Below are 16,817 nucleotides of genomic sequence, written 5' to 3' on the forward strand. Positions count from 1 at the left end.
CTTGGTAAAACAGATATTAACTATCAATTTTACCAATGAAACGATAACCTTCACCATGGATGGTGCTGATAAGCTCAGATGTGCTGTTATCACTTTCAAAATGCTTTCTGATACGACGGATCGTTACATCAACGGTACGGTCATTCGCACGTAACTCACGACCAGTCATATGCTTGATTAGTTGCTCACGACTGAAAATACGGCCCGGAGAGTCAAGCATTAGACGCAGTGCTCTGTATTCACCTTTAGGTAAACGTTTGGCATCACCATTTGGCGATGTTAAACAGCGACTATTTTCGTCAAGTTCCCAGCCATTGAATGTGATCACACCATTTGTTTCAAGGCTTGATTCTTCACCACCAAGGGCAGTACGAGAAAGCAAGTTACGAGCACGAATAGTTAATTCACGAGGATTGAACGGCTTAGTAATATAGTCGTCCGCGCCAATTTCTAGGCCTAAAATACGGTCTACATCATTATCACGACCGGTTAGGAAAATAAGTCCAACGTTACGCTTTTGACGTAATTCACGCGCTAGTATTAGCCCGTTTTTGCCTGGCAGGTTGATGTCCATAACTACAAGGTTCACATCATCATTATTTGTAAGCTTGTCATGCATGTCATCGCCATCAATGGCTTCAATAACTTTGTAACCTTCAGCTTCAAATAAACTAACGAGGTTTAGTCGAGTTACGTCTTCATCCTCTACAATCAGAATGACTGGCGTTTGCATTATTAATTAACCTTTTTCGGAATATTTTATTTACAATTAATTCGGTATTGTATTATAAAACCGAATACTAGTGATTATAGGAGTATATCCAATTGTTAACAAGTAAAATCAATTCGGATGAAATTTAGAAACAGCTAATAACCGAGATTGCACTTTAAAACTGCTGCGCAACAACTGCTGCTTATTGATATACAGTCGGATTTTATTCCCTTCTTGGACCAAAGAGACAACGCCTCCTTTTTCTAAAAAACTGATACTCTCACCAACTGTTAAGGTACTTAATGAAATGGTATCGATCCAAAGTGGAATTATATCATCTTCCATTGTTTCATCAATGTATGTGATATCACAAAAGCGAGAAAGTTCAGAAATTTGCTGTTTTTTATTAATTAATACGGTTTCAATCGGTATATCGTTAATTTTAAGATTCGAATTATCCTTTAATAGCTCACCAATCCCATGTTCAACGTCATAAAAACAAAAAGTCACAGCCTGTTTATTGTTAACTTTAGGGAACTCGACGAATTTTGCAATCTGAAATAGGAACGCCGATTTGACTTGTTCAGGGGATTTGGCCTGTAAAAAGGTAGGAAACAGCAGCATCAGAGCCAGTAATAAACCTGTTAATCTCATACTTTACTTGCCTCTGTTAATGGCAAGGTAATTATAAAGCGCGTACCTTCTATATTTTGATCATCAAAGTAAACACTGCCTCCTAAGGCTTGTGTGACTAAATTGTAAACTAAATGCATACCTAAACCACTGCCACCTTCGCCGCGCTTAGTGGTAACAAAGGGATCAAAAATGCGTTTTTTAACGCTTTTATCAACTCCGATACCATTATCGTAATAGTTGATGATCAAGCTACTTTCGTTACGTTCCACTGTGACTTCTATTTCGTTATTTTTATTATCTTTAAAGCCGTGGATTATCGAGTTACTTAATAATTGCTGTAATACCTGTTGTAGGGGACCCGCTTTACTTTCGATCATCAATTGTTCAGAACAATGAATAACGATTTTAGGAGCCTTGATCTCTAGTTCAGTACGCATAGAAAGCATTACGTTAGTTATAAGATCATGCATATTGATCAGCGAATTAAGCTCACCATCTTGGTTTACTGCTACTTTTTTAAAGCTGGATACCAGTTCCGCAGCACGATTTAAATTTCGATAGATAAGGTCTAAGTTTTCTATGCCATTGTCGATAAAGCGCTTCAATTGGTTTGAGGTTAAGGTTTTTTGCTCAAACCCTAGACTTATTTCTGCCAGTTTATCGCGAAGCAGGGTAGAACCAGTGATCCCTAAGCCAATCGGTGTATTTACTTCATGTGCAACACCTGCAACCATCTGCCCTAAAGAGGCCATTTTTTCACTTTCAACAATTTGGTTTTGGTATTGATGCATTCGCTCAAGGGTTGTTAGCAACTCTTGATTTGCCTCTCGGAGTGCGATTGTACGTTGATTTACTTTTTCTTCTAGGCTTTGGTTTAACTGTTTAATTTCTTGCTTATCATTCTTATGACGCTCTATTTGATTTTGTGTGCGAGTTAGCATGATATTTAAACTATTCGAAAGCATATTGACTTCGGTAATATTAGTTTTCGGAGCTCGGGCGCTATAATTATGATTTTTCGAAACATCTTGCAGCAACGTACTTAATTGGTCAATGGGGTCGGCAATACGCTTTTGAATTCGTTTTGCGACAAAATAAACCAGTATTAAAACGAATAGCGTTAAAAGGATATCAATAAGAATTTTTTGGTTAATATAGGCGTTAAGGCGCTCTAAGCCACCACGAATATACACATAACCCTTAATATCACCTTCGTAAGTAATTGGTTTGATTAGCTCTATGTAGTCTTCAGTGATTCTAGGTTCTTGAAGTTGCTCAATACTATCAACTCGAAGTGGCACTGGTGGGGTTTTTCGTGCATTGAAACTGGTAAAAAATACTGCTTTATTTGATATTTCGTCGATTGCATAAATATGTATGTTTTTAATGAGTGGAATTTTTTCGAAAGATTTAAGGCGTTGCTCTTCGGTTTTCCTATCATCAAACAGTACACTTACTTGTGCATTAAAAGCGATTATTTCAGCGAGAATATTGAGCTTGTTGACAATTAATTGCTTTTGCTCTTTGACATCTAGGTAGGTTGAAATAGAAATAGATAACGATAAACACAAGGCAGTAACAAGCATGACTGCGCTTATCAGTGCTTTGCGAATACTTGTTGGCGATGTTGATTTAGACATTATTGTAATGAAGGCCAAGTTATTTAATTTTTATCTAGTTGCTGTAAGTCTAGCAAAGACCTATCAAAGTGACTAAAAAATATAATAACTTTGTTGAAAAGCTGCCATTTATATTATTTGGCAGCGTTTGTGAGGTTATAGCAGCAATTAACTGCTATACACTGAAAACTTATTGGTTTTGTGTACTACTTGATAACTACCGAACTGAGCTTCTAGAATTGGCGGGTATTTCAAGAAGCAGTTTGCAACAATGGTTAACTTGCCTTGCTTAGTCAAGTGCTGTTTAGCACCACTTAAAAACTGTTCAGCAACAGTATAATCAGTGGCAATACCGGTATGAAATGGTGGATTTGAAATAATAAGCTCAAATTTTCCAGTTACATTTGCTAACCCATCACTTAGTAAAGCGCTACCGTTAACACCGTTAAGTGCCAATGTTTGCGAGGTTGCATAAGCTGCAAGAGCACTAACATCCGTACAGGTAAAATTCAAAGCTGGATTTTTTAAACCTAAGAAGGTCGCAATAAGACCCGCGCCACAGCCAAAATCCAGTACATTGCCAGATTTAATTACAGGTGCATTCTCTAACAGTATTTTAGTACCGCCATCAAGTTCACCGTGATTAAATACACCAGGTACGCTGATGGCATTAAAACTAACGCCAGCAACATCAACATTAAATTGCTTATGGTAACGAGTAATAACAAACTCAGCTAAGGTTTTTATCTCGGTGAATAAATACAAAGCACAATGGCGGGCACTATCGATTTTATTGCTGTATTCACAGTGGCTACTAAATTGCTTTTCAATCGATTTCACACCACTTTTATTTTCACCAACCACCAGTAACTCAGCGTCTGGGTTGATAACCGCGCGAATATTGTCCAACGTCATCAATGCTTCAGGTTTTGCTTTTGGGTAATAATAAATAACGAGGTCAAAGTGTTGACCGGCTATCTCATGGCTAACACAAACATCAATACTGTTGATATTTTTAGCAAACTCACCATTAGCATGGTTGTAACTAAAAGCGCTGATCTTGCTGTTTGGATTTAACTGGCGCAGTTGTGACAAAAAGCCATCTTGCACAAAATTAACTACTAAAATAGAGTCCGCCATTAGGTTTGCACTATTGCGTAGTAAAAGTGAACTTGGATTAGTTAATGCGCTCATAAATGGCTTTGCCTTAAAGTTGTTTTGATTAATTTAGCTAATACGCTCGAACATTAAATCCCAAACGCCATGACCTAAACGATGGCCGCGTTGCTCAAATTTCGTCAAGGGACGTAAATCAGGACGTGGTACATAATCGTTAGTCTCAGATTGGTTTTTAAAATGCTCCGCTGCTTGCATTACTTCAAGCATATGTTCAGCGTAGTTTTCCCAATCTGTTGCCATATGGAATACACCGCCAATTTTTAATTTGCTACGCAAGCTCTCTACAAATGCAGGTTGCACAATACGACGCTTATGGTGGCGTTTTTTATGCCATGGGTCAGGGAAGAATAGTTGCACCGTAGTAATGCTGCCCTCTGCAATACAATCAGCAAATACTTCAACAGCGTCATGCTCAAAAATACGTAAGTTTGTAATGCCTGCTTCATCAGCATCCATTAAACATGCGCCAACACCTGGGCGGTGTACTTCAATACCAATAAAGTTAAGGTGTGGTGCGCTCTTGGCCATTTCGACCAATGATTTACCCATGCCAAAACCAATTTCTAAAACAACGTCGTTGTCATTACCAAATACTTGGGCTAGATCAAGCATGCCTTGTTGATGTTCAAGCCCCATGGTTGGCCAGCATTTTTCAATTGCCGCAGCTTGTCCTTTGGTTAAACGACCTTCGCGCTTAACAAAACTGCGAATGGTACGAATATATTTACCTTCTTGCATCGCTTGCTCAAGGTTATCGTTACTTGAATCACTCATATATTTTGGCCTGATGAAAACAACATGTCTTAAAATGGTGGCGTATTATCCCTGACCACGGCGTTGATCACAAGGCCTTATCTTTTGTGTATGTTTATAACTTGATATTTTAACTCACTGCAATAGACTGAGCGCCATTAAGAGTCGGGTTTAAAAAGTAATTATTTTGAAGTTAAACAACAGTGAAGCAAGCTGGTTTTCTCAGCAAGTAGTCGATTGGTATGAATTACATGGGCGTAAAACCTTACCTTGGCAATTAAATAAAACACCTTACAAGGTGTGGGTGTCTGAGGTGATGTTGCAACAAACTCAGGTAGTCACAGTTATTCCTTACTTTGAAAAGTTTATGCAAAGTTTTCCAGATATTATCGCTTTAGCAAATGCAGATGAAGATCACGTGCTGCATCACTGGACCGGATTGGGCTATTATGCTCGAGCTCGCAATTTACATAAAACCGCAAAGATAATTCGAGATCAATACAAAGGTGAGTTTCCAACAACGTTAGATGAGGTTGTCGCTTTGCCAGGAATTGGGCGCTCGACTGCAGGAGCTGTTTTATCGCTTTCTCTTGGCCAACATCATCCTATATTAGATGGTAATGTAAAACGTGTGCTTGCCAGATTTTTTATGATTGAAGGTTGGTACGGAGTCAAAAAAGTTGAAAACCAATTATGGCAACTATCAGAGCAGTTAACTCCAGCAAAACAAGTGACTGAGTTTAACCAAGCAATGATGGATTTAGGAGCAAGCCTTTGCTCACGTAGCAAGTTTGACTGCCAACCTTGCCCGTTGCGTTCGCGTTGTGGAGCGTATAAGACTGAGCAGGTAAAACAGTTCCCTCATTCAAAACCTAAAAAAGCAGTGCCAAAGAAAGTGTGCCATCAATTAATTATTCAATGTAATGATCAAGTATTGATGGAAAAAAGGCCTAACTCAGGAATATGGGGCGGTTTATTTAGTTTTTTTGAATTTGAGCAAAAATCTCAGTTAGATACTTTTTTAGCGCAGCAAGGGCTTGCTGTTACAACTGTGCCAATTGAGCCTTTTACGCATATATTTTCGCACTTTGAATTAACTATTAATCCGCATGTACTCACTTTGCATAAAGTGCCTGATATGGTGAATGAGCGACAACTAGTTTGGTACCTGTTGGACCAGTCAATAGAGGTTGGTTTAGCCGCCCCAACTAAAAAGCTAGTTAAACAAATTGCTACAATAGTTTACACTAACTGATATCGTTTCGAAGAGCACAAGAGAGCAATCATGGCACGTACTGTATTTTGTCAAAAGTTACAAAAAGAAGCCGAAGGGCTTGGTTTCCAACTTTACCCAGGTGAGTTGGGTGAAAGGATTTTTAATAATATTTCTAAAGAAGCATTTGCACAGTGGCAGCACAAGCAAACAATGCTGATCAATGAAAAACATTTAAATATGATGGACCCAGAGCATCGTACTTTTCTAGAAGAGCAAATGGTTGGCTTTTTGTTCGAAGATAAAGATGTAGAAATCGAAGGCTACCGTCCGCCAGAAAAATAATTTTCACATGCGAATAAAAAGGGCAATAAGCCCTTTTTTACTGCTTGAATTAAATCAGATCATCTTGCTCTTGGGCATTACTAACTTGTTCTTTTAAAAACTGCGCAACACGGGAGTACTCAATCTCTAAATTGTCACGCAGTTCAATTAGTTGATCACTGGTTAAGTCTTGTTCTTTACAGTTATCTTCAAAGTCAGCAGCTAGCTCAGCTACTTTTTCTGCGCCAATTGTTTTTGATATAGATTTAAGTTGGTGGCAAGCTGCAATTATTATTTCTTTATCACTGGTCATTACCCCTGTGTTAATGTCTTTAGCTAACGTATGGCTTTGCTCTAAGTACATTTTAAAGAATCGTAACTGCTTTGCTTCATCATTGTTTATGTATTTAGCGAGCATTTCAAAGTTAATTGGTGCTGACGGCTTATTAGGAGAAGCCGTAATCGGTCCTTGCTTGCTTTCACTCCAACTATTAAGAGTTGCCTCTAGCGTATTTAATTCAACTGGTTTAGTAATGAAATCGTTAATACCAGCATTTAAACAGCGTTCTTTTTCACCCTTTAAGGCATTTGCTGTTATTGCAATAACATAAGGCTGAGCGTTGATGTCTTCAAGTTGTGCAGCTTCGTCGCGAATTTTTTCAACCATGTCGTAACCTGACATTTTAGGCATATGTAAATCAGTTAAAATTAACGGGTAACGGCCGCTTTGCCACATTTTTAAACCTTGCTCGCCGTTATCAGCAACTTCAACGCCAAACCCAAGTAAATGTAGTTGATCGGTAAGTACTTGTTGATTCAAAACATTGTCTTCAACAAGTAGCACGAGTTTGTTTTCTTCACGTGCTTGTTCAATATTTAAATAATTATTAAGGGTTTTAACAGGTTTAACTTGTTTTGGTGTATGCAGCCCCGCAGCAACCAATAACGACATCATAAAGTTTGACTTACACAATGGCGACGCATTGAGATAGAAGATGTTTTTATGATTTATTGCGGCTTCATCTAATTTACTAAGTACGATCACCTGTTGGTTATTATCTTCAAGGGTGTACAGTAAACGGCGTAATAAGTAATTAATGCTATCCATTGAATCGATCCCATCAAGCACCCAGATAACGCCAGGGTTATCTTGAGATTGTTCAATTTCTTGCACCGTTTGCGCCGTAATTGTGTTTGCCCCCATAAATGATAAATAACGAGAAAGCGTTTGTTTTCTGCTTTGATGCTCAGTGATGAGTATTACAGAATGATCTTTCAACGCACCTTTATGGGCATACTTTATGGTGTTTTCAGTACTAAATGGCAATTCCACCACAAAGTCACTACCAATACCTATATCGCTGGTAACACTAATGGACCCTAACATTAACTCGGTTAAACTTTTACAAATAGATAAACCTAGGCCTGTGCCACCGTACTCACGGGTAATTGATCCTTCAGCTTGAATAAATGGATTGAATATTTCACGCAGTTGAGCTTGGCTCATACCTTTACCATTGTCGCTGACGCTAAAACGCAGAGTAAAATGGTCAGCAGTATTTTGTGCCACTTCTACAGCAATGCGTACCTGACCTAGACGATTTTCATCGGTGCTAGTAAATTTAATTGCATTACTACATAAGTTATAAAGTACTTGGCGAACGCGAACAGTATCACCAATTAAATTAACTGGTATATCAGGTGCTATAGCTAGCTCTAAATCAAGCTGACGTTTTTTTGCAACCGATGATAATACTCTGGCAACTTCCTCAATAGTATCCGAGACCGAAAAAGGAGTTGGGTCGATATTTAGTTTACCCGCTTCAATTTTCGAAAAATCTAAAATATCATCCAGAATCCCCAATAGTGAAAAGGCTGATTCACGAATAATTGTACTTAGGCGATGCTGAGCGCCATTGAGATCTGTTTGTCTTAGTAAATCAATGGTGCCAATAACGCCATTCATTGGGGTGCGTATTTCATGGCTCATAGTTGCTAAAAACGTGGTTTTGGCTTCGCTAGCTTGCTCAGCTCTATGGCTCGCTTTTTCAAGCGCTAAAGTGCGGTTTTGCACTTCAGTTTCCAGACTGCTTTGCAGTTTTTGCAAATCTTTTTGGGCTACGTCATTACTATTGATAGCATCTTGTACTTGCTGTAATAGTTGATTGATATTTTTAGCTACAACGCCAAGGCCGATATCTAATTGTTCGTCGATATGTGTATTGTAACTGCCAGATTTAGTGATGCTCTCTAATTCATGTGCAAGAGTGTCACTACTTTTGCGGATCCGCGTATTAAGATAAACGTTAAAAAACAGCGCTAGTAAAAATAAACTTACTCCAGCAACTCCTGCAATAGCCAATGCAAGCACGATGGAATAATTTGGCAGTAGAGGGGGGGCAGTGATTTTTTGTTTAATGATTAATTCACCAACGGGTTGATCATTTAAATTTAATTGATGATGGATAATACCTTGCTCAGCTAAATGTTGATCAAGTTTTAGCGGTGCAATTGCTGGTTTATTACTGGCAAAAACCAATTGTGTTTGAGCAGTAGGTGTATATCTATATAAGTAGTAATCAAATTGATTATTTAGCGAAGCGCTTAAATTTAGTAGTTGAGTGGCATTATCTTGTCCTGTTCGAGTCAATGCATTAACCAAAGGTGTGTCTAATTGCTCAGCTAACGTTATTAAGCTTAGTGAACTTGGTGGTGCTTTTGAGTCTTCAGTGTTACTAGGGTAAAAAGAATAAGCAACCACAGCGAGTGCTGTTACGGCTAAGTTTATTAGTATAAAAAGAGGTAACAGCCCTTTTACAGGAGAAGAAAATTTACTCTGCATTTATTATCCAACTTAATCTATTATCAACCGCAATCTAAACAGTCGCTTGTGTACTGGAAGTCAATCCTACCATTTACCAGAAATAATTCACTACGTTTTTAGTGCTGTTGTTTACAAGGAGCCTAAATTAATAGACAGTTACGTTAAACTACAAACAGCTGTTGTAATAAACAGCGTTTTTTACGTTTATTAAACAGTTTGTTGAAAAACCGTGCAAACAGTTATAAAGAATAAAAAAAAAGTTGACTTGAAAGGGCAAAACCAGTTTAATACGCCGCACACGCAGATAGCTCAGTCAGTAGAGCTAAGCGGAAAGTGTATAAAAACACTTTATAATTTTTTATTAAAACTGAAATTGCCCAGATAGCTCAGTCAGTAGAGCTAAGTGGGAATTGTATTGAAAATACTTTGTGATTTTTTATTAAAACTGAAATCGCCCAGATAGCTAAGTCAGTAGAGCTAAGTGGGAATTGCATTGAAAATCCTTTGTGATTTTTTATTAATACTGAAATTGCCCAGATAGCTCAGTCGGTAGAGCAGAGGATTGAAAATCCTCGTGTCGGTGGTTCGATTCCGCCTCTGGGCACCATTATTTAAGTAGTGGTGTTTAAATCAAATGATTAAAACATTATTACGCGTGCCTTAGCACACAGTTTAGTGTGCCGACTTAGCTCAGCTGGTAGAGCAACTGACTTGTAATCAGTAGGTCAACCGTTCGACTCGGTTAGTCGGCACCATTTATTTAGATTAAGTGTTTAATTTAACAACTAATCTGCACAGTTAATGTGCCTCGATAGCTCAGTTGGTAGAGCAGAGGATTGAAAATCCTCGTGTCCCTGGTTCGATTCCGGGTCGAGGCACCATTTATTAAAAGTTATCAATCTTTAAAATTGAAACGTGCCTTAGCACACAGTTTAGTGTGCCGACTTAGCTCAGCTGGTAGAGCAACTGACTTGTAATCAGTAGGTCAACCGTTCGACTCGGTTAGTCGGCACCATTTATTTAGATAATTTGAAAGAGCAACTGACTTGTGATCAGTAATTCGTTCAGGTTATCAGTTCGACTCGGTTAGTCGGACCATTTATTTAGATTAAGTGTTTAATTTAACAATTAATTTGCACAGTTTATGTGCCTCGATAGCTCAGTTGGTAGAGCAGAGGATTGAAAATCCTCGTGTCCCTGGTTCGATTCCGGGTCGAGGCACCATTTATATCAAAGCCCTGCATTTGCAGGGCTTTTTTGTATCTGAAATAAACTAAGCTAGCAGTTTACGAAGAAAAACAGCGTCAATTCTGACTCTTGTACAATACCATTCTTTAATTTGTAATCTTTAATCTCAAAAACTCGCGCCTTTTATAAATAACGTGCAAACTAGCGCTCTTATAATTTATACCAATCGACTTAAATATTTAACTATTCTAGCGAGCTAAACAAAGCGCTAACTGTGTTATAAATTTTTCATGCAGAACAACTAGATGTCAAAATTTATGCCTTGTTATCAAATGGTCAGTAACTTAAAACGATTGGTATTAAGGCAAGCTTGACTTTCTAAACGTAAACACCGGCTTGCATTTCCCACTAGTAAATATAAATTGGCAAACTCAACCCTCAAAAACGACTCTTTATTGTGATATTTGTAATGTTATGTAAAGTCAGTTGAGCTATCTGTGAACTGGTGCTTGAATTACACTCATAAATATAAGTAATTCAGGTTTTTATATGATTTGGCAACTTAAGCCGAGTTTAGTGGTAGTCAGTGCCTTGCTGCTCAGTGCATGCAGCAATCAGCTAAATCCAACTGAACGAGTGCAACATACAGCAAATGCTCCTGAGCAATGGCAACAAGCAAAGGCGTCAGCATTTAAGGTTGAAGATAATTGGCTTCAACAATTAGAAAACCCACAGGTATTTGCATTGGTTGAACAAGCATTAGCAAGTAACCAAGAGATTTTACAATCTGGGTATGATGTTGCAATTAAACAGCAGCAATTAATTGCGTCGGGCGCGGCTCTTTGGCCGAGTTTAGATTTATCTGCGCGAACTAATCGCAGTAAAAACAATCGTCCAGTTAGTTATAGCAATGTCAGTTCAGCAAATTTAACACTTAATTATGAAGTTGATTTATGGGGCAAGCTTTCTGATGCGCAGCGCCAGGCAAACCTTGATTTTCTAGCGCAGCAGGCAAATTTTCAACAAGCAAAACAACGCTTAGTAGGTGATGTGGTCAGTGGTTGGTTTAATGTAATAACGGCGCAAAAATTATTGGCGCTGTACCAGCAACGAGAAAAAAACGCAGAGCAGAACCTAGCAATTATTGAGTCGGGTTATCGTCAAGGTATAAATGATGCCTTAGATGTTTATTTAACGCGTAATGAGTTAAGCAATGAGCGTTCACGTATTGCTGGTCAAAAAGCCACTCTCAGTCAAGCAATTCGGGCTTTAGAGCGTTTAACTGGCGACTACCCGCGCGGTGCTTTAAGTGTTGAGGCTGACTTACCTCTATTAAATAAATCTATCCCTTTAGGTTTACCGTCAGAGCTTATCACACGTAAACCAAGTTTAATGGCGAGCTGGTATCAGTTATTAAGTACTGATGCTAATTTAGCTTATGCTCACAAGCAGCGTTTTCCAAGTTTAAATCTGAGCGCTACGTTAGGTGACAGTGCTGATCGTGTCAGTGATTTATTTTCACCATCAAACTTAGCATGGTCATTAGTGGGTAGTATTTCTTCGCCACTTTTTGATGCTGGTAGGCTAAGTGCTGATGAAGAAGCTGCCCGTTTAGCTGTGTTACGTCAGGAGCAAGTATATTTAGCCAGCCTATATGATGCATTTAATGAGGTGGAAACAGCTATTTCGCAAGAGCAATCTTTGCAAATTCGCTACTTAGCTACACTTAAGGCACAAGAAAATGCCATTGCAGCAGAGCAACTTTCTTTTGAGCAATATCAAAGTGGCTTAGTAACTTACACTACGGTACTCGATGCGCAAGATAGGTCCTTTGACGCACAAAGCTCTGTCATTGAAATTAAGAACCAATTAATTATTAACCGAATTAATCTCCATATTGCCCTTGGTGGCGATTTTTCACAGCCAACCAGCGAGTCAACTGAGCAATAATTATGAATATTAAACAAACCAAAATTATTATCCCTGCGGCTATAATCGCAGCTACTGCCTTGTTAGTAATGTTTATTAGCTCAAACCCACCAGAAGCAAAGCGTTTTGGCTCACCACCTAAAGCGCAAATAAGTGTGGCGGTGCAAACTTTACAGCTACAGCCGTATCAAGTGATGGTTGACAGTTTTGGTACTGTAAAGCCGCGCACTCAAAGTATCTTGGTCGCTCAAGCTTCAGGACAGATCATCGCCAGCAGTGAGCAATTTAGAGAGGGGGGCTTTTTTGAAAAAGGCGATGTACTCTTACAGCTTGATGACAGAGATCACCGCGCTGAAGTGAAAGAAGCGCAAGCTAATTTACTCACTGCGCAGCAAGGCTTTCAAGAAGAACAAGCACGTAGTCGTCAGGCTATTATCGATTGGCAGCGTTTAGGTAATGGTGAGCAGGCAAGTAATTTAGTACTGCGAGAACCGCAACTAGCCGCAGCTCAAGCGCAAGTACTTTCAGCACAAGCAAAACTTGAAAAAGCGAATTTAAACTTAGAGCGCACAAAGATAACAGCCCCTTATGCAGGGCGAGTATTAAGTCGCAGTGTGGATCTTGGTCAAGTGGTGAGTAACAACACACAATTGGCAACTATTTACGCCATAGATAGTGTTGAAATACGGTTGCCAATTAAAAACAAAGACTTACCTTTTATTGATTTGCCAGAGCAATTTCGAGATGGTATGAAAAATGCCAATGGCTCAACTGTCGAATTTAGCTCTGACCTAGTTGGTATGCAAAAGTGGCAAGGACAAGTTGCCAGAACTGAAGGGGCCATCGATGAAAATGCTCAGCAGCTTTATGTTGTTGCCCAAATCAATGATCCTTACAAAGCAACTGCTCAAAACCAATACCCGATTAAGATTGGTCAATATATTAAAGCGCAGATCAGTGGCAAATTAGTCGCTGATGTCTTGGTTATTCCAAACAGTGCTATTTACCAAGGTACTTATGTATATATTGTTGATCAAGGTGTATTACAGCGTAAAAATATCCGCTTAGCGTGGCAAAATGCCACGCAAGCAATTATTGCCGATGGTTTGAACATGGGTGATAAGTTAGTGCTTACACCACTTGGTCAAGTTAGTTCAGGTACTGCTGTTAAAGTTATTGGTGAAGCTGATAAAGAGGGCAGTCAGCCTACTGGCAAAAGACCGTCACGTGAACAGTTAGCAGCGATGGCTAAAAAACAAGGGATCACTGTTGAAGAGCTGATGCAAAAGCGTAAAGCTGCTCGCTCGCAAGGAGATAAGCCATGATAGCTTGGTTTACTAAAAACCATGTTGCAGCTAATTTATTGCTGATCAGCATTGTTTTTGCGGGTTTATTTAGCCTTACCACGCAAATTCCTTTAGAAGTTTTCCCGTCTTTTGAAACCGATCGTATTAGCGTCAGTGTTTCCTTGCGAGGCTCAACTCCTGAAGATGTAGAGCAAGGGGTGACCATTCGCATTGAAGAGGCAGTACAAGATTTAGAAGGCATCAAACAAATATCGAGTCGCTCATCTGAGGGGTCAGCGTCAGTGAGTATTGAGGTCGACAGCGGTTACGATCCTCGAGAGTTATTGGCCGATATAAAAAGCCGAGTCGATGCAATTAATACCTTCCCAGCAGATGCTGAAAAGCCAGTTGTTGCATTAGCTGAGCGTAAACGTGAGGTTATTGCGGTTACCGTTGCCAGTGACTACGGTGAAAAAGAAACCCGTGAATATGCAGAGCAAGTGCGCGACCAATTACTGCGCTTACCCAGTGTTACTCAAGTTGAACTCAGTGGTGTGCGTGATTACGAATTAGCAATTGAAGTAAGCCAAGATACATTGCGTCAATACAGTTTGAGCTTAAGTGATATTTCACGGGCGATATCAAACTCAAGTACTGATATTTCAGCGGGGAATTTAAAAACCCAAGGGGGAGATGTACTTATTCGCTCTAAAGGGCAAGCATATCGCAAAGACGAGTTTGCTCGCATTGCAGTTAAAAATCAAAGAGATGGTACTATTATTCGTCTAGGTGATATTGCTACTATCCGCGATGACTTTGAAGAAACCCCAGTGCGGACTCGGTTTAATGGTAAGCAAGCGGCCTTTATCGATGTATATCGTATTGGTCCACAAAGTGCCATAACAGTAGCCGATGAAGTAAAAGAATATATTGAAGGCCAGCAAAGTAAATTACCACAAGGGTTTGATTTAAGTTACTGGGATGATGATTCAGAGCTGGTTAAAAGTCGTATTGCCACACTCACCACCAATGCTTTACAAGGTGGTATTTTGGTACTGGCGTTATTGACGCTATTTTTACGTCCCGCCATCGCTTTTTGGGTATTCATTGGTATTCCAGTATCATTTATGGGCGCATTTTTAGCCATGCCATTGTTTGGGGTAACGCTAAATATTATGAGCTTGTTTGGCTTCATCTTAGTGCTAGGGATTGTGGTTGATGATGCAATCGTTACCGGTGAGAACGTTTATACCCATTTAAAAACCGCTGAATCTGGCGAGCAGGCAGCTATTCGTGGCACCCAAGAAGTTGCTACCCCTGTGACTTTTGGTGTTTTAACCACGGTTGCGGCATTTTTACCGTTAGCATTTATAGAAGGTAGTCGTGGTGCTCTGTTTGCACAGATCCCTGTAGTTGTGATCCCGGTATTATTATTCTCACTGATTGAATCTAAATTTGTATTACCTGCGCACCTAAAATATATAAAGTTACGCCATCAAAAAGGCGAACCATCTAAGTTTGATAAATTTCAACAGCGTTTTGCTGATGGTTTTGAGCATGCAATTTTAAAGTATTATCAACCGTTATTAAACTTGGCCTTACGCCATAAGCTAGCTACGGTAAGCTTGTTTGTGGGGATCTTTTTAATTATTTTAACTATGGTTACCAGTGGGTGGACTAAGTTTATTTTCTTCCCTCGTATTCCGAGCGAAACGGTGCGTGTTAGCTTAACATTACCGACAGGTACTCCATTTGAAGTGACTAATAAATACGTGATTGATATGTCGGATAAAGCACGTCAATTACAAGATAAGTACCGTGATGAAAATACAGGCGAAAGTGTTATTTTAAACATTTTAGCCACCACGGGTGGTCGTGGTGGTGCATCAAACTCAGGGAGTGTACGCTTTGAAATCACCCCTGCTGAAAAACGTGACTCTAATATAGGCTCGCGGGAGCTTGCCAGTGAATGGCGCGATTTAATAGGTGTGATCCCTGGCGCTGAAAGCTTAACTTTTAGGGCTGAAATAGGTCGCAGTTCAGATCCAATTGATGTCCAGCTTACAGCAACCTCGCTATCAACCTTGCAAGAAGTGGCTGAGCAGGTCAAAGCGCGTTTGGCGACTTACCCAACAGTATTTGATATTGCTGATAGCATGTCTGATGGTAAAGAAGAGCTGCAAATTGAGCTAACAGAGCAAGGCTTAGCACTGGGTTTAAATCGGGTTGATGTATCACAGCAAGTACGTAACTCGTTTTTTGGTGCTCAAGCACAGCGTATTCAACGTGGTCGTGATGACGTCAGAGTTATGGTGCGTTTACCTCTTGATGAACGTCGCTCGGTGGCTGACTTAAAAGATATCCTTATTAACACCCCAACCGGTGGCACAGTACCGTTATCACATGTAGCTAAACTAGTGCCTGGGCAAAGTCCTTCAACGATTAATCGTATCGACCGCTATCGGACTCTGAATGTTACGGCAGATATCGAAAAAGAAAACACCAATATGACAGTGCTGCAAGCCGATTTAAAAATTTACCTTGATGAGTTGGTGCAGCAATATCCTGGCGTTAGTCACTCTCTTGAAGGTGAGGCGAAAGAACAACGTGAATCGTTCGGCTCGCTTGCTTGGGCGTTGGTATCTGTATTTTTCATTATCTATGCGTTATTAGCTATTCCGTTTAAATCTTACTTACAGCCGCTGATCGTCATGAGTGTGATCCCGTTTGGTATGATAGGTGCCGTGGTAGGACACTGGATTATGGGAATGGAATTAACCATTATGAGCCTACTTGGGATGTTGGCCCTGATCGGTGTTGTGGTTAATGACTCGCTAGTATTAGTTGATTTTATAAATAAAAAACGCAGTGAAGGCGGCGAATTACTGGAAGCGGTAAAACTGGCTGGCGCGTCACGTTTTCGCCCTGTAATGTTAACCAGTTTAACCACCTTTATAGGCTTAATGCCGTTGCTGTTTGAAAAAGCCACTCAAGCGCAATTTTTAATCCCAATGGCTGTAAGTTTAGGCTTTGGGATTATTTTTGCGACCTTTATTACCTTGTTGCTAGTACCAGTTAATTACTTGCTGATGGAGCGAGCACAAAGCTGGTTTAAGTAAATAATAAATACCCGCAGCTTTTTGAGCTGTGGGTA

At 39.7% G+C, this 16,817-nt stretch carries 11 protein-coding genes and 5 tRNA genes; 10 read left to right on the forward strand and 6 right to left on the reverse strand.

Going from position 1 to position 16,817, the window contains the following annotated elements; genetic code table 11:
- Positions 1-16: 16 nt before the first annotated feature.
- The 5 genes from arcA to trmB form a co-directional block, all read right to left on the reverse strand.
- Positions 17-733, reverse strand: coding sequence for a two-component system response regulator ArcA (gene arcA, locus H5162_RS11420; RefSeq protein WP_016709833.1), 717 nt, complete (start codon positions 731-733; stop codon positions 17-19).
- 108 nt (positions 734-841) lie between these two features.
- Positions 842-1,366, reverse strand: coding sequence for a YfiR family protein (locus H5162_RS11425; RefSeq protein ID WP_145237558.1), 525 nt, complete (start codon positions 1,364-1,366; stop codon positions 842-844).
- Positions 1,363-2,988: a sensor histidine kinase gene (locus H5162_RS11430; protein WP_145237555.1), complete on the reverse strand. Its 1,626-nt coding sequence runs from the start codon at positions 2,986-2,988 to the stop codon at positions 1,363-1,365. Before H5162_RS11430 ends, H5162_RS11425 begins: the two co-directional genes overlap by 4 nt.
- A gap of 147 nt (positions 2,989-3,135) precedes the next feature.
- Entirely contained in the window at positions 3,136-4,161 is a 1,026-nt protein-coding gene (rsmC, locus tag H5162_RS11435; RefSeq protein ID WP_182734478.1) for a 16S rRNA (guanine(1207)-N(2))-methyltransferase RsmC, read from the reverse strand.
- A gap of 33 nt (positions 4,162-4,194) precedes the next feature.
- On the reverse strand, positions 4,195-4,920 hold the full coding sequence (trmB, locus tag H5162_RS11440) for a tRNA (guanosine(46)-N7)-methyltransferase TrmB (protein WP_145237549.1): 726 nt from the start codon (positions 4,918-4,920) through the stop codon (positions 4,195-4,197).
- 166 nt (positions 4,921-5,086) lie between these two features.
- Between trmB and mutY the strand changes: the two genes are divergently transcribed.
- A complete protein-coding gene (gene mutY, locus H5162_RS11445; RefSeq protein ID WP_220493598.1) occupies positions 5,087-6,154 on the forward strand; it encodes an A/G-specific adenine glycosylase in 1,068 nt (355 codons plus the stop codon).
- Between the two features lie 30 nt (positions 6,155-6,184).
- Complete coding sequence (locus H5162_RS11450) at positions 6,185-6,457, forward strand: oxidative damage protection protein (protein ID WP_145237543.1); 273 nt, start codon at positions 6,185-6,187, stop codon at positions 6,455-6,457.
- Positions 6,458-6,506: 49 nt separating this feature from the next.
- On the opposite strand, the gene H5162_RS11455 is transcribed toward H5162_RS11450, so the two are convergent.
- Positions 6,507-9,278 carry a hybrid sensor histidine kinase/response regulator gene (locus H5162_RS11455; protein ID WP_145237540.1) on the reverse strand — a complete coding sequence of 924 codons (2,772 nt, stop codon included), beginning with the start codon at positions 9,276-9,278 and terminating at the stop codon, positions 6,507-6,509.
- Between the two features lie 513 nt (positions 9,279-9,791).
- Between H5162_RS11455 and H5162_RS11460 the strand changes: the two genes are divergently transcribed.
- The 8 genes from H5162_RS11460 (at position 9,792) to H5162_RS11495 (ending at position 16,782) form a co-directional block, all read left to right on the forward strand.
- Positions 9,792-9,867, forward strand: a tRNA-Phe gene (locus tag H5162_RS11460).
- Positions 9,868-9,939: 72 nt separating this feature from the next.
- A tRNA-Thr gene (locus tag H5162_RS11465) sits at positions 9,940-10,015 on the forward strand.
- Between the two features lie 50 nt (positions 10,016-10,065).
- A tRNA-Phe gene (locus H5162_RS11470) sits at positions 10,066-10,141 on the forward strand.
- 58 nt (positions 10,142-10,199) lie between these two features.
- Positions 10,200-10,275, forward strand: a tRNA-Thr gene (locus H5162_RS11475).
- Between the two features lie 133 nt (positions 10,276-10,408).
- Positions 10,409-10,484: transfer RNA gene (locus H5162_RS11480), tRNA-Phe, on the forward strand.
- Between the two features lie 513 nt (positions 10,485-10,997).
- Complete coding sequence (locus H5162_RS11485; protein WP_182778559.1) at positions 10,998-12,398, forward strand: efflux transporter outer membrane subunit; 1,401 nt, start codon at positions 10,998-11,000, stop codon at positions 12,396-12,398.
- Between the two features lie 2 nt (positions 12,399-12,400).
- The gene (locus tag H5162_RS11490; RefSeq protein WP_145237533.1) at positions 12,401-13,702 is read left to right on the forward strand and encodes an efflux RND transporter periplasmic adaptor subunit; all 1,302 of its coding nucleotides are present in this window, start codon (positions 12,401-12,403) and stop codon (positions 13,700-13,702) included.
- Entirely contained in the window at positions 13,699-16,782 is a 3,084-nt protein-coding gene (locus tag H5162_RS11495; RefSeq protein ID WP_182778561.1) for an efflux RND transporter permease subunit, read from the forward strand. Before H5162_RS11490 ends, H5162_RS11495 begins: the two co-directional genes overlap by 4 nt.
- The last annotated feature ends 35 nt before the right edge of the window (positions 16,783-16,817 follow it).

The organism is Pseudoalteromonas sp. SR41-8 (assembly GCF_014163915.1).
Classification (GTDB): Bacteria; Pseudomonadota; Gammaproteobacteria; order Enterobacterales; family Alteromonadaceae; genus Pseudoalteromonas; species Pseudoalteromonas rhizosphaerae.